Consider the following 14472-nt stretch of genomic DNA (forward strand, 5'->3'; position numbering starts at 1 on the left):
CTCAGCGTTTGCCGAGCAGGCGGCGCAATCCTTCGATTCGATCGCTCAGTCTGGGCGGCGTGCGCTCGGGATCCATCAGTGCATTTTCAGCGAGCACGTGGTCTTCGCCGTCGACTGTATTCCGGTCGAATTCGCGCAGACTGCGAGCGTCGGAGGTCGAGAGAGCACGAACCGTCGACAACAGTGACTGCTCACCCAACGCGTCGTCGACTTCTTCCTCGGTGACGTCGAGGTGCTCGCTGAGTAGCCGGCGCCTCAATCCGATGATCGAGGCGCGCAACTCGACATCTGCGTCGTCGTCGGATTCGACGGCGATGTCGCACTCGGTGTCGAAGCCCATCGAACGGTTGTTGAGGTTCGACGACCCGATTCGCAGGAGGCGATCGTCCATCACGAGGACCTTGGCATGCACGTAAATTGGTGCGCCGGAAGAGGTCACGGGATAGAACGCACCGAACCGGTCGTGGATATCGGCCGACCACAGCAAATGCAGCAGGTCGTGGCGTGCCCCGTCCATCGCCTTTTGTTCGAGCCATCCATCGGCATTGCGCGGAATGACCAGAACGATCTCCGGCCCGTCGGCCTCACGTAGACGCGCGGCAATCGCCTCGGCCAGCGTGCGTGAGGCGAGGTACTGGCTTTCGATGTACAGCGTGTGTTCTGCCCCGGCGATGGCCGCGAGATAGAGCGCCTCGATCTCGCGTACCTCTGTGCGTTCGCCGAGTTCCGGCAGCGTTCTGGCGATGGCCACGTCGACGACGCGCAAGGTAGGAGCCAAATTGACCGGCCACGGCGTCGCCGTGCTCTGGACCGGTGGGAGGTCCTCTCCGGTTGCGGATTTCCAGCGTGCCCGCGCTAATTCGCCGATGGCCGCGGCCGCATTGCCGTCGACCGCCGTGGTTGCGTCATGCCAAGGGCCGTAACGTCTCCCGCTCGGTGTGATCCGGTAGTCGTTGCGGTCGACGTGATCCGAGGTGTCCCAGCGGTCCACCGTCATGTCGATGCCGCCGCAGAACGCCAGAGCGTCGTCGATGACGATGATTTTCTGATGGTGCGCCGCACCCACGGGATGGGCGCCGTCGATCTCGAACCGCAGGCGCTCGTCGGTCAGCCAGTTGGACACGAAGACGGGAGTCATGCCGCGCCCAATTGCGGTGAACGCGCCGATGTTCCATTTGAGTACGAGGATTTCGAGGTCGGGTTTCTCGCGGACCAGCCAGCGGAGGAACATTCCCAATCGGTTGGGGCCGTCGAGCGTCTGCTTGCCTGGTTCGAGTTTGATGCGCGTGTCGAAGTCCCAGCCGATCAACATGATTCGCTTTTCCGCTTGCAGCATTGCGGACTTCGCATGATGAAAGTAGTCAGCGGCGTCGACGATGCAGGCAAGATTGTCCGCCGGTTCGATGCGCCAGCAGGTTTCGCTCGGAATCAGTATTCTGTTCATTCGCCGATTCCCAGGTACGCGGTCAGTTCGCGCGCCGCCGCTTGGCCGGCGCGGTTGGCTCCGATCGTCGACGACGACGGTCCGTATCCCACCAGGTGCACGCGAGGGTCGGCTTCGACCTGCGTGGCGAGGCGCCCGGTCATCGGGATTCCGCCACCCGGTCCGCGCAGGTGCAACGGCGCCAGGTGATCGATTGAGCTACGAAAACCGGTGCACCACAAGATGACATCGGCGTCGACGACGGTACCGTCGGCCCACTTCACGCCGTTCGGAAGAATTTCGGAGAACATCGGCAGTCGATTCATCACACCACGCTCTCGCGCTGCCCGGATGGCAGGCGTCACGGGGAGGCCGGTCACCGAGACGACGGATCCCGGTGGCAGGCCGCGTCGTACACGATCTTCGACCATGGCAACCGCAGCGCGGCCGATGTCCGGCGTGAACGGCTCGTCGCGGAACTCGGGTTCGCGCCGCGTCACCCAGGTAGTGGTCGTGACGCGTGAGATCTCGTCGAGCAGTTGGACGGCCGAGATACCGCCGCCGACCACCACAACATGTTTGCCTTCGAACTCCGCAGCGGTTCGATAGTCCTTCGTATGGAGTTGTCGGCCACGGAAGGACTCGGCCCCGCGATAATGGGGGATGAAGGGGCGCTCCCAGGTTCCCGTCGCGTTGATCAAGCCTCGCGCCGCGAACACTCCCTGGTCGGTCTCGATTCGCAGGCGCTCTTCCCTCGGACACACCACCCGTGTGTGTACCGGGCGGTGGACGGGAAGTTCGAATTGCTTTTCGTACAGTTCGAAGTAATGGGGGACCGCCACCGATGCAGGTACTTGCTCGGCGTCTGTACCGGTGGTTTCCGCGAAGGACATTCCCGGGAGGTCGTGCACACCGTTGACGGTGCTCAGTGTCAGGCTCGGCCAGCGGAACTGCCACGCTCCGCCCGGACCGGACGCATGATCGAGCACCACGAACCCCGATTCGGGTTCGATTCCGAACTTGCGCAGGTAATACGCGGCGGAGAGTCCGGCCTGTCCCGCGCCGATCACCACCACGTCGACCGAGTGTGGTTGCTGTGCGGCAAGGTCGTCTGTACTCATCGGTAATCTAACCTCCTGATGTACAGAACTTAGCTGCAGAGAAGTATGCGGACGGTAGCGGCGCCTCGGAACTCCTGTGTGTCGAGCCTTCCAGAAACGAAAGTGAGCGGACATGATCGGGTTCTCCCGTGACGGCAACGTCGTGACCATCGAGTTGCAGCGTCACGAGCGTCGTAATGCGCTCAGCGCCGAACTCTGCATCGCAATACGGGACGCGATGAACGCGGCAGTCGCCGAGCATGCGCACGTTGTCGTCATCACCGGTGAGGGATCGGCGTTCTGTGCAGGCGCGGACCTCTCCGGCGACGTCTACATGGAGGGCTTCACCGACCGCTTGTTCGAAATGCTCCGGTCGATCGACACGGCGCCCATCCCCGTCATCGCCGCTGTCAACGGTCCGGCCATCGGCGCCGGTACCCAGCTGGCCATCGCGTCGGATCTGCGCGTCGTGGCACCGACCGCTCGCTTCGGAATCCCCGCGGCCACCCTCGGAGTCTCGGTGGACAAGTGGACCATGCGTCGGCTCGCGTCGCTGGTCGGCGGCGGTCCGGCGCGTACCATTCTGCTCGGCATCGAACAGATCGGCGCCGAGGAAGCTTTCACGCGCGGTCTCGCCAACAAGCTCGGAACCCTCGACGACGCTCAGGAATGGGCGCACCGCATCGCCAATCTCGCACCGCTGTCGTTGCGGCACATGAAGATGGTTCTCAACGACGACGGCACCATGGAGGAACAGTCTCCCGAGCAACTCGACGCCCTCCACGCCGCCTGGCTCAGCGAGGACGTCCAGGAAGCCCGCGCCGCCCGCATCGAGAACCGCCCTCCCGTATTCAAGGGAAAGTAAAGCTCGTTGCAGGGAAAACAGGCACCAGGCACGCGGGACAGATAGTGGCTACGCTCGTCTGAATGAAGAAGACGACGGTTCTGGGAGTTGCGGCTGTTGCCGCGGCGACAGGGTGGGTGGCGCGAGCCGCATGGGGAATCCCGACGCAGATCGGGGCGTCGCGAAACACAGTGCAACCGTATGCGGCGATGTCCCCGCGATACCGGGACCGCCAGTTCCACAACTCGGAGCCCAGCAGCACTCTGGTTCCGGGCACCGATGCCGGGATGTTCAAGTCGATGGCTACACGGGGGTCGACGGGTCGGCCGCGTCAGCCGATTCCGTTGGCAACTCCGCTGGCGCCGTCGGTAGCGGGTGACGCGGCCGTGACGTGGTACGGCCATTCGAGTGTTCTCGTCGAGGTCGACGGTTACCGCGTTCTCGCCGATCCGGTGTGGAGCGAACGCGTATCACCCTCGGCCACAGTAGGTCCCGCACGTATGCATCCCACTCCCGTGGCCTTGGCTGATCTACCGACGGTAGATGCGATAGTCATCTCGCATGATCATTACGACCACCTCGACATGGCGACGGTCAAGATTCTGACTCGCACCCAGACCGCTCCGTTTGTCGTTCCGATCGGTATCGGGGCTCACCTGCGGCACTGGAAGGTGCCCGAGAACCGGATCGTGGAATTGGACTGGGACGAGTCGACAAAAATCGACGACCTGGTCCTCACGTGCACCGAGGCTCGTCACTTCTCCGGTCGTGGCCTCGTCCGGAACACGACGCAGTGGGCGTCGTGGGTATTCGCCGGTCCGAAGCACCGGGTGTTCTTCGGCGGAGACAGCGGATACACATCACGTTTCGAACAGTTGGGTGAAACCTATGGGCCTTTCGATCTGACGCTTCTCCCCGTGGGCGCGTACGACGTGCGCTGGCCGGACATTCACATGAATCCGGAAGAGGCAGTGCAGACACACATCGACCTCAACAAGGGCGACGGATCGCGCGGTGTCTTCGTACCGATCCACTGGGCGACCTTCAACCTCGCGTTTCACTCGTGGTCGGAGCCGATCATTCGCCTCAACGAGTCGGCCGCAGAGGCGGGCACAACAGTGTCGGTCCCGATGCCTGGCGGCAGGATCGACGCGTTGTCACCGACACCGCCGTCGAAGTGGTGGATACCACTGGGCTGAGCGGAGAAGTGCCGCGGACGTGGTTGCCTGTCGAGTCGAACCCTGATTAGTTGCTCCGGGTGCGTAATCTTTGACCATGGCTCACGAGCACACCAGTTCAGAAGAGACAGCAGTGGCGGTAGCGCCTGAGCGATTGCCGGACGACGTAGACGTCGCCCGCGGTCTGACCGCCGATCAGGTTGCAGCAAGGATCGCGTCGGGACAAACCAACGATGTACCGGACCGGGCGTCCCGCTCGGTCAAGGACATCATTCGCGGCAACGTCTTCACTCGCATCAACGCGATCCTGACCGTGTTGTTGGTGATCGTGCTCGCGACGGGTTCGATCATCGACGGCATGTTCGGGTTGTTGATCATCGCGAACAGCGGTATCGGCATCATCCAGGAGATCCGCGCCAAGCGCACGCTCGACGCTCTGGCCATCGTGAGTCAGGCCAAGCCCATGGTCAGGCGTGACGGCGTCGCCGTGGCAATGGCGCCCAAAGATGTTGTGCTCGATGACATTATCGAACTCGGATCCGGTGACCAGATAGTCGTCGACGGTGAGGTGGTCAGTTCTGCCGCACTCGAGGTCGACGAATCGCTGCTCACCGGTGAGGCTGATCCGGTTCACAAGGCGAGCGGCCAGCAAGTGCTGTCGGGCAGTTTCGTTGCCGCAGGTAGCGGCGCGTACCGCGCCACCAAGGTCGGTGGAGATGCATACGCGGCCAAGCTGGCCGAAGAGGCGAGCAAGTTCACCCTCGTGCATTCGGAACTGCGCAGCGGTATCGACAAGATCCTGAAATTCATCACCTATCTGATGATTCCGGCGGGAGCGCTGATCATCTTCAATCAGCTCTTCACGATCGGCTTGCCGATCCGACCCGCCCTCAACGGCATGGTGGCAGCGCTGGTTCCGATGGTTCCCGAAGGCCTTGTGCTCATGACGTCCATTGCTTTTGCGGTCGGGGTCATCCGATTGGGCAAGCGCCAGTGTCTCGTTCAGGAGTTGCCGGCGATCGAAGGCTTGGCCCGTGTCGACGTGGTGTGCGCGGACAAGACCGGAACGCTGACCGAGAACGGCATGCGTCTGTCCGAGGTCGATGTCGCACCGGGTGGATCAGGGGAGTCTGCAGTCAAGTCCGCGTTGAGCGCGATGGCGGCGTCCGACCCTCGCCCCAACGCGAGCGTTCTGGCGATTCGCGAGTCTCTCTCCGACGATTCCGGTTGGGGCGAAGCCACCGCGCTCGCGCCGTTCTCCTCGGCGAAGAAGTGGAGTGGCCAGTCGTACGGCAGTCACGGCAACTGGGTGCTCGGCGCCCCGGACGTGCTGCTCGATCCCGACTCGGAGATGGCCCGTAAGGCAGAAGAAGTGGGTTCGAGCGGGCTTCGTGTGCTCATGCTCGGCAGCAGCAACCTTCCCGTCGACGACGCCGACGCGCCGGGCACCGTCACCCCTGAGGCTCTGGTCGTACTCGAGCAGAAGGTGCGTCCGGACGCGCAGGAGACGTTGGAGTACTTCGCCAGCCAGAAGGTCGCGGTCAAGGTCATTTCCGGCGACAACGCGGTTTCCGTCGGTGCCGTTGCCGGGTCCCTCGGGCTCGAGGGTGGTGACCGTCCCATCGACGCGCGGGATCTTCCCAGCGATCAGGAAAAGCTGGCGGACACTCTCGACGGAGCAACGACGTTCGGTCGAGTACGACCGGATCAGAAGCGGGAAATGGTCGCTGCCTTGCAGTCTCGCGGACATACCGTCGCGATGACCGGTGACGGCGTCAACGACGTGCTCGCCCTCAAGGACGCCGACATCGGAGTCTCGATGGGTTCGGGCAGCCCGGCTACCCGAGCCGTGGCCCAGATCGTGCTGCTGGACAACAAGTTCGCGACGCTCCCGTACGTCGTCGCGGAAGGCCGCCGAGTGATCGGCAACATCGAGCGTGTGTCGAATCTGTTCCTGACCAAGACCGTCTACTCGGTGGTGCTTGCGTTCCTGATCGGCATCACCGGCGTCCTGTCCCAGGTCTTCGACTTCGAACCGCTGCCGTACCCGTTCCTGCCCCGCCACGTCACGATCGCGGCGTGGTTCACGATCGGTATCCCGGCCTTCATCTTGTCTCTCGCCCCCAACAACGAGCGCGCCCGAACCGGTTTCGTCTCCCGCGTGATGCGTCTGGCGTTGCCGTCGGGCCTGATCATCGGCATCACCACGTTCATCTCCTACGTGTTGGCTTACCAAGGCCCCGACCAGACGGAGACCCAGAAGATCCAGGCCGGAACCAGTGCACTCATCACGTTGATCATGATCGCCGTGTGGGTCCTGGCCGTCGTTGCTCGGCCGTACGTGTGGTGGAAGCTCGTTCTGATCGGCGGTTCGGTTGCCGGGTACCTCATCCTGTTCGCGCTGCCGTTCACTCGTGAGTTCTTCAAGCTTGATCCGAGCAACGTCGCTGCGACGACGCTCGCGATCACCCTCGGCGCTATCGGCGTTGTGCTCGTGGAACTCTCGTGGTGGATCAGCGCACGCCTGCACGGGGAGAAGCGGAAGATTTTCGCGACGCCCGACGACCTGCCCGGCGAGCATCACCACGCCCACAGTGAGTAAGTAGTTTCAGCGCCTGAACATCTGCACCCAGGCAATGCGATCGCCGCCGCGCTTCTTGGCCCGGTACATCGCATTGTCTGCGTGCTCGATCAGTTCGTTGACAGCCCGATCCGGTAAGTCCGTCTCGGGACAGAGGTAGACGCTGACGCCGGTACTGGCGGATACGGGATAGGGATCGGAGTCGGACGAGACCGCCGAATGTATCTCGGTGGCGACCTGTTCGATATCTCCTCGATCGACTCCGCGCAGGACGACGAACTCGTCGCCGCCGATTCGCGCCACCACTGCCTCGGGCCCGGCGGCAGCGATGAGGCGGTCAGCGACAGCGGTCAACGCGTCGTCACCTGCTACGTGACCGTGCGTGTCGTTGAGGATTTTGAACGAGTCGACGTCGATGAGCAGTGCGATCAGAGCCTGCGTTCGATCACTGCGCAGCAGATGCTGTGCCTCGTCCTGGAGTCCGCGGCGATTGAGTGTCGCGGTGAGGTAGTCCCGGTGAGCGTTTCGTGCGTCGTCGGTCAGGCGCAGCCAGACGATCTGCAGAATCCACGCGGTGGAGAAAACCACACCGGCAACCATCAGATAGAGATTCACGACCACCCAGTCGTCGTTGACCGGCTCGGACATCGCCATGGCAGCGAGCGTCGTGCAGACAGCAAGAGCCCAGCCGATGTGGGTCACGGCAACACGCGGACTGTGAACTATCGCCGTGTAGAAGCCGATCATGATGAACAGGACGCAACCCAGCGTTCCGACGAACGCTGTGCGAACCGCGAAGAAGAGCGTGACGGCGAGCCAGAGGTCGGCCCAGACGACAAAGGCCACGGATTGGCGCCAGGTGGGCCACGATTCGTTTCGCACCCAACGGCAACCGGCATAGACCCCGCTGATGGTCCCGACTGCGAGGATGGACCGTGCAAGGGCGGAATCGGAACCGAAGCGGCTCAACTGCATGGTCGCCGCGATCAGCGCGAAGAGAAAACACCACACCGCGACTAATTTGCGTCCGGGAACGGTCAGCCCGCGAGTGTCGAGGAATCGGGGGAGCCAGGTGTAATCGGTGCGATCCGACCACCACCGGGACAGCAGTTCACGCGTGGGGTGGGGGTCGCTCCCCGTCCCGCGCAGTCCTGCATTCAATCCGGGCACCTGTCGATGTCGATGGGTGATCAATCAGCTATTGGCGGGTTAACGCTACCTCGAGTTGCGCGCGGCTCGAACGCACGGACCTGCTTTCTGGCGTAGAGGCCGTCGACCTGTGAGAATCGAAGGGCGCGGAGGAACGATTCCGCCGAAGGATGTGCGTCAGCACCGGGAGAGGACACGGACATGGGTTTCTTGGACAACGTCAAGGGATTGGTCGAAAAGGGCCAGGAGCTCGCAGCGGAGAACTCCGACAAGGTTCACGACGCGATCGACAAGGTCGCCGACATCGCCGACGACAAGACCGGCAACAAGTACGGCGATCAGATCGACAAGGCAGCCGAGGCCGCCAAGAAGGCTGTTCCCGAAAAGCAGTAAAACCGGATTCGGCCATACCGTTGCTCAGGGGCCCGTAACCGAAAAGGTTGCGGGCTTCTGTGCGTCCGCTGGGTGAACTCCCAGGGTCGGCGGGCAGAATGAACGCGTGAACTTCACCTGGATTCTGCTGGTTGTCATTGCCGCCATCGCAGTCACCGGGCTGTCCAATCGACGAAACCTGCAGGCCCCGCTGGTCCTGGTGACCGTGGGCTCGGTCGCCTCCTTCATCCCCGGTATGCCGCGGCCCGAACTGGACCCCCACGTCATTCTCGGTGTGGTCCTGCCGCCGCTTCTCTACTCGGCCGCTCTCAAGTTCTCGGTCGCGACCTTCAAACGCAACCTTGCGCCCATTCTGCGTCTCGGCGTCGGAATGGTGCTGGTGACGGCGTTCGTGGTTGCCTTCTTCGCCGAATGGATGGTTCCCGAGTTCACTATCGGCGCCGCCCTCGTGCTCGGAGCCGTGATCGCGCCGACCGATGCCGTCAGCGCGGTGGCGGTCGGTCAGAAACTCGGGCTCCCGAAACGAGTCATCGCCATCCTCACGGGCGAAGGGCTCGTCAACGACGCGACCGCGCTGACCCTCTTCACCGTCGCGGTCGCTGCCGTGACCGGAACGCGAATTGCGACAGATTCGCCCCTGTTGTTCTTCGCGTACGAAGTAATCGGCGGCGTTGTCGTCGGCTTGGTGCTCGCGTTTGTCGTCAAGTTCGTTCGCGCCCGCATGTACGACTCTCCACTCGAAACCGGCTTGGGGCTGGTCCTTCCGTTCGCTGCCTACCTGGCCGCTGAAGAACTACACGCGTCCGGTGTTCTGGCCGTCGTGGTTGCTGGTCTGGTGATCGGACACTATTCGACGGACGCGTCGATCATGACCAGGCTGCAGGAGCGCTCGGTGTGGTCGAGCCTGGACACACTCCTCGAGATGTTCGTCTTCGCGTACATGGGGCTGCAACTGAGCTTCGTGATCGACGATGTTGTCGCCGACGGGCTTCCGGTGCTTCACGTGTTCGCGTACGGTCTGGCAGTCCTGGCCGTGGTCATCGTGATTCGGCCGGTGTGGCTGTTCCTGAGCTACTCCCGTGTGCGATTCGGTGTAACCCTGCGCCGTGATCGCGAGAATCAACTGACGTGGAAACAGAATCTGGTGGTCTCGTGGGCGGGAATGCGTGGTGTCGTCACTCTTGCTGCGGCCGGCGGTATCCCGTTCGCGCTCTCGTCCGGCGAGCCGTTCCCCGGACGCGGCGTCATTCAGGCGATCGCGTTCATCGTCGCGGTCGGGACACTGCTCATCCAGGGATCGACCTTGCCGTTCCTGATTCGTCGTCTCGACGTCGCGGATCCCTATGAACAATTGCGTACTCAGGAACAGATGGAGTTGGCACGCAACATTTCTCGCAAAGCCGGTGAGAAGGCGTTGGCCGACGCGGCTGCGCACCCTCCGTCGGGGATCGACGGAAAGGAATTACAGGCAATTGTCGAGCGCGTACGCCGCTCGATGCAGGCGAGGCTTCAACTCCAGGAGGTCGACGAGGACGCCGATCGCGAGGCCGCCTTGTGGAATGCGGGAGCGCTCTTCGACAAATTCCGGCATCAATCCCTTCGCTCGCAACGAGTCGCACTGATCGCCGCGCGCGACGACGGAGATCTCGACGACGAGGTATTGCGTACCGTATTGGAAGGACTCGACATCGAAGAGGCCGCAGCCGAGGAACGTGTCAGGCGTCGCCGAGCAGGCAGCGCGGGCAAATAGAGGGGAACACTGCGTATGACGGTTCGGAGTTCGAGGGTTCGCGCAGGCTGGGGAGTCGTGGTGGCGAGCGCGCTCCTCGTGAGCGTCGGCTGCGGATCGGATGCCTCGCCAGATGTCTCTGTCACCGACAACGCAACCACGACTACCCCGCCGGTCGAGAACAGCGCGCAACGCGGCGTCGTGTTCGACAGTGAACCCTTCACCAGCACAGCCGAAGTGGCGGCGTCCGGAGCGAGCGCAGTGAAAATCCTGTACGGCTCCACCTCCGGTATCGACGGCCGGGAGACCCAGGTATCGGGAACCGTGTTCACACCGCCTGGAACGCCGCCGGAGGGCGGGTGGCCGATCGTCTCCATCGGACATGGCACGACGGGTATTTCGGACGACTGCGCGCCGTCGACCTCGCCGACCCTCTTCGGCACGATCGGCCTGGTCGCGCCGTTCCTCGACTCGGGATACGTGGTCGCTGTATCCGACTTCGAGGGCCTCGGCACTCCGGACCCGCATCCTTACCTGCAACCGGACACCGCGGCGTTCAACGTCATCGACGCGGTTCGAGCGGCGCGCAACGTCGTTCCGGACACCTCGACTCGGTGGGCAACTCTGGGGCTTTCCCAAGGCGGGCAGGCTTCCTGGGCAGCGGCCGAGGAAGCCGACACCTACGGCGACGGACTCGAATTCGTCGGTGCAGCAAACCTGTCCCCGGCAGCGGACATCTCGCCGATCATCTCGAGTGATTCCGAGGTGAATCTGTCACTGCCTCAGCAACTGCTGCTGCCCTATGTACTCGAAGGGCTGTCCCTCACCCATCCGGAGCTCGAACGAACCGACTACGTGCGCGGCGCATTCGAGCAGAACTACGACCTGCTCACCTCGTGCCTGACCTCTCGCGCGACGGAGAAGCTGGGTCTTGTCGGAAAGGTGACGCCCGCCGACACCCGGCCAGCTACCGCCGAGGACGCGGACCGAATTCACGCGTGGCTCAGCGACGTTGCTCTCCCACGTCAACGCGCGAGCGGTCCGATGTACGTAGTCGTCGGTACCAATGACAACCTCATCCGTCCGCAATGGACCGAGGCGGCCGTCGAACGTGCCTGCGCCGAGGGTGACGTCATCGAATTCCAGGCGCGACCGGGCGAAGGTCACGCGGACGGCGCCGCTGTGCCGGGAGCTGTTGCGTGGGTGAAGGATCGATTTGCAGGTGTTCCGGCACCGAATACCTGCGGGTCGTGAATCGATGACGGCGTCGGCACGAATCCGCGCTCTTGCACTGGCATTGCCAGAGGCAACCGAGCGGGTCAGCCACGGTGAATCGTCGTGGTTCGTGCGCAAAGCGCCGCAGTTCGTCACCATGGCAGATCACCACCACGACGATCGCCTCGCGATCTGGGCCGCGGCCCCACCTGGGGCGCAGGCAGATTGGGTCAGTCGCGATCCGACGAGGTTCTTCGTCCCCCCGTACGTGGGTGGCCGGGGATGGATCGGTGTGTACCTCGACGTTCCGAGTGCCGACGAGACCGAGGACGAGAAATTCTGGAACGACGTAGCCGACGTCGTCGAAGATGCGTACCGCACGGTGGCTCCGAAAACACTGATCCGGAAACTGGACGAGGATTCGCGTTGAGTCCGGCCGTGGTCGCGCTTCTCAGCGTGCTGATTCTCGCAGTGGCCGGGGCACTGACAGCGGTGTGGATGCGCACCAGACGTGAGGTGACCACCCCGACCGAGCGTGCCGTCCATGCCGCGCTCCATACGGCTTCACTTGCCGCGCGGCCACTTCGGCGTGGACTCGACAAGAATTCGGCCGCCGAGGCGGCGCCTCACCTACGCGAGCTGACCGGCGGTTCCGGTCTGGGCCTCGCAGACGCGTCCGGAAATCTGCTGGCGTGGGACGGCCGTCACGAAGCGTTGTCCGATCAATTCCACGACGCCGCCATTCGCGCGATCGAAGGCGAACGCCGGGTGCTCGTCACCCACTCGGACCTGGTGCGCGGACCGAGCGATCACCATGTGCGAGCGCTGATCGCTCAGCCCCTGCTGATCGAGGACATCGGCGTGGTCGGCGTGCTGGGAATCGTCACCAGCGAAGACCCGTGGCCGGGAATGCTCGGAGCGGTCACCGAGGTGGCTCGATACGCCTGCAGCCAGATCGAACTCGCCGACCTCGACGCGTCCAGAGCCCTGTTGGATCGCGCCGAAGTGCGTGCCCTCCGCGCGCAGATCAGTCCCCATTTCATCTACAACGCGCTCAACACGGTCGCGTCGTTCGTCCGAACCGACCCGGCGCGGGCCAGAGAACTGATCCTCGAGTTCGCGGACTTCACCCGGTATTCGTTCCGATCTGCGGGTGAGTTCACCCTGCTTGCCGACGAGCTACGCAACATCGATCGTTACCTGACCCTCGAACGCGCGCGATTCGGGGAGGCGCTGAACGTCCGCCTTCAGATCGCACCCGAAGTGCTCAACGTGGTTCTTCCCTTCCTGGCTCTCCAGCCGCTGGTCGAGAACGCGGTTCGTCACGGCATTTCGAGTAAGCCGGAGGGCGGGACCGTGAGCATCGTGGCCGCGGACGAGGGACCTGACTGCATCATCAGCGTCGAGGACGACGGTGTGGGGATGGATCCTGAACTACTGCGTTCCGGCTCACTTGACGCCATCGAGTCGGGATCGGGACGACCCAGCGCACGCGAAGCTGCTCACGTCGGTTTGGCCAACGTCGACGACAGACTTCGTGCCGCGTTCGGCAACGACTACGGACTCGTGGTGGAGACAGCGCCGGGTGCCGGTACGAAGGTCAGCATGCGTGTTCCCAAGTTCAAGCAGGGTATTCACGTCTGATTCTCGCCTTCGATGATCAGGCTGAAACCGTCGTGGGAACATGGACCTGTTGTGAACGAGACTGACACTGATGCCCAGCTGACCGTCCTTGCCGTCGACGACGAGAAACCAGCCCTCGACGAGCTGGCCTTCTTGCTGCGCGCCGAGGACTCGGTGGCGCACGTTCACACGGCATCGGATGCGACGACTGCGTTGCGGATACTGCGCGGTGGAAGCATCGACGCGGTATTTCTCGACATCAACATGCCTGGACTCGACGGCCTCGAACTGGCCGGCATCCTCTCCAATTTCGCGACGCCACCACCCGTGGTGTTCGTGACAGCGCATGACGATCGAGCGGTTGATGCCTTCGACCTCGGTGCCGTCGACTACCTACTCAAACCGCTCCGCGAGGAGCGTCTCGCTCAGGCCGTTCAACGGATCGTGGGGTTGGCCGGGCGCACCAAGAGCGAGAACAAGCCCGAAGCTGCGTCCGCCGACGAGGTGATCCCGGTGGAACTGGGCGGCGTCACGACGCTCGTTCAACGTTCCTCGGTGGAGTGGGTGGAAGCCGACGGGGACTACGCGCGTTTGCACACCGCCGGGAAGTCGCACCTGGTGCGCATCCCGATCTCGACGCTCGAATCACGCTGGGCCGACGCGGGCTTCTTGCGCGTGCACCGCTCCTACCTGGTGTCTTTGGCGCTGGTCACCGGCATCCGCACAGTAGGCAGCGGATTGGTGGTCTGTCTGCGCCCGCACGGAGACAAGCCTCCCGTCGAACTTCCGGTCAGCCGCAGACACACCCGTGAACTCAAGGATCGACTGGTTCGTGCGCCCAAGCAGAGCTGGTTGTCACGGTGACGTCGCAGTCCGATCCTCCGCAGCGTGAGCGCGTTGTGTTGGCGCAACGTAGTGGCGCACGGATCGTCCGTACGCGGGTGGAGGTGCAGGAACAGACCGAAGTCGGTGACGCCATGATCCGCGGTCTCGTTCGCGCGCAGTTGGGACTGGCGATTCGCCTTGCCGTCGTCGCAGCCGGGCTCCTGTGTGCGGTACCGCTTCTGACGCATCTCTTCCCGACACTGTCGGAGGTCGCAGTCCTGGGCATCCGGTTGCCGTGGCTCGTGATGGGCGGCGCCGTGTATCCCTTGCTGTTGACCACAGGCTGGGTGTTCGTGCGTCGTGCGGAGCGAAACGAGCAGGACTTCAACGACATCGTGGACGACTGAGCGCG

At 63.4% G+C, this 14472-nt stretch carries 13 protein-coding genes; 10 read left to right on the forward strand and 3 right to left on the reverse strand.

The window, feature by feature from the left end; all coding sequences use genetic code 11:
• Position 1: 1 nt before the first annotated feature.
• Together QMA15_RS01705 and QMA15_RS01710 are read right to left on the reverse strand one after the other, a co-directional pair.
• Complete coding sequence (locus tag QMA15_RS01705) at positions 2-1444, reverse strand: phospholipase D-like domain-containing protein (protein WP_290283589.1); 1443 nt, start codon at positions 1442-1444, stop codon at positions 2-4.
• Positions 1441-2544 (reverse strand): NAD(P)-binding domain-containing protein, encoded by a 1104-nt coding sequence (locus QMA15_RS01710; RefSeq protein WP_290283590.1) that lies wholly within the window; start codon positions 2542-2544, stop codon positions 1441-1443. The genes QMA15_RS01705 and QMA15_RS01710 overlap by 4 nt, the downstream gene beginning before the upstream one ends.
• A 112-nt stretch (positions 2545-2656) precedes the next feature.
• On the opposite strand from QMA15_RS01710, the gene QMA15_RS01715 reads away from it, so the two are divergent.
• From QMA15_RS01715 to QMA15_RS01725, 3 genes are all read left to right on the forward strand, one after another.
• The gene (locus tag QMA15_RS01715; protein WP_019744845.1) at positions 2657-3388 is read left to right on the forward strand and encodes an enoyl-CoA hydratase; all 732 of its coding nucleotides are present in this window, start codon (positions 2657-2659) and stop codon (positions 3386-3388) included.
• Between the two features lie 62 nt (positions 3389-3450).
• Positions 3451-4566, forward strand: a complete 1116-nt coding sequence (locus QMA15_RS01720; RefSeq protein WP_019744844.1) for an MBL fold metallo-hydrolase — start codon at positions 3451-3453, stop codon at positions 4564-4566.
• A 76-nt stretch (positions 4567-4642) separates the two neighbouring features.
• Positions 4643-7147: an HAD-IC family P-type ATPase gene (locus tag QMA15_RS01725; RefSeq protein WP_019744843.1), complete on the forward strand. Its 2505-nt coding sequence runs from the start codon at positions 4643-4645 to the stop codon at positions 7145-7147.
• A 6-nt stretch (positions 7148-7153) separates the two neighbouring features.
• Here the strand turns inward: QMA15_RS01725 and QMA15_RS01730 are convergent, their stop codons facing one another.
• Positions 7154-8296 (reverse strand): GGDEF domain-containing protein, encoded by a 1143-nt coding sequence (locus QMA15_RS01730; RefSeq protein ID WP_046379031.1) that lies wholly within the window; start codon positions 8294-8296, stop codon positions 7154-7156.
• A 180-nt stretch (positions 8297-8476) separates the two neighbouring features.
• On the opposite strand from QMA15_RS01730, the gene QMA15_RS01735 reads away from it, so the two are divergent.
• From QMA15_RS01735 to QMA15_RS01765, 7 genes are all read left to right on the forward strand, one after another.
• Positions 8477-8668 (forward strand): antitoxin, encoded by a 192-nt coding sequence (locus QMA15_RS01735; protein ID WP_003940164.1) that lies wholly within the window; start codon positions 8477-8479, stop codon positions 8666-8668.
• A 106-nt stretch (positions 8669-8774) separates the two neighbouring features.
• Positions 8775-10418, forward strand: a complete 1644-nt coding sequence (locus QMA15_RS01740; protein ID WP_019744841.1) for a Na+/H+ antiporter — start codon at positions 8775-8777, stop codon at positions 10416-10418.
• Between the two features lie 15 nt (positions 10419-10433).
• Positions 10434-11651, forward strand: a complete 1218-nt coding sequence (locus tag QMA15_RS01745; protein ID WP_290283593.1) for a lipase family protein — start codon at positions 10434-10436, stop codon at positions 11649-11651.
• A 4-nt stretch (positions 11652-11655) separates the two neighbouring features.
• Entirely contained in the window at positions 11656-12042 is a 387-nt protein-coding gene (locus tag QMA15_RS01750) for an MmcQ/YjbR family DNA-binding protein (protein WP_020970430.1), read from the forward strand.
• Positions 12039-13256, forward strand: a complete 1218-nt coding sequence (locus QMA15_RS01755; RefSeq protein ID WP_019744838.1) for a histidine kinase — start codon at positions 12039-12041, stop codon at positions 13254-13256. The genes QMA15_RS01750 and QMA15_RS01755 overlap by 4 nt, the downstream gene beginning before the upstream one ends.
• A gap of 12 nt (positions 13257-13268) precedes the next feature.
• Complete coding sequence (locus QMA15_RS01760) at positions 13269-14099, forward strand: LytTR family DNA-binding domain-containing protein (RefSeq protein ID WP_153211798.1); 831 nt, start codon at positions 13269-13271, stop codon at positions 14097-14099.
• Positions 14096-14467, forward strand: a complete 372-nt coding sequence (locus QMA15_RS01765; RefSeq protein ID WP_003939880.1) for a membrane protein — start codon at positions 14096-14098, stop codon at positions 14465-14467. Before QMA15_RS01760 ends, QMA15_RS01765 begins: the two co-directional genes overlap by 4 nt.
• The last annotated feature ends 5 nt before the right edge of the window (positions 14468-14472 follow it).

This window comes from Rhodococcus sp. APC 3903 (assembly GCF_030407755.1).
GTDB classification, from domain to species: domain Bacteria; phylum Actinomycetota; class Actinomycetes; order Mycobacteriales; family Mycobacteriaceae; genus Rhodococcus_F; species Rhodococcus_F erythropolis.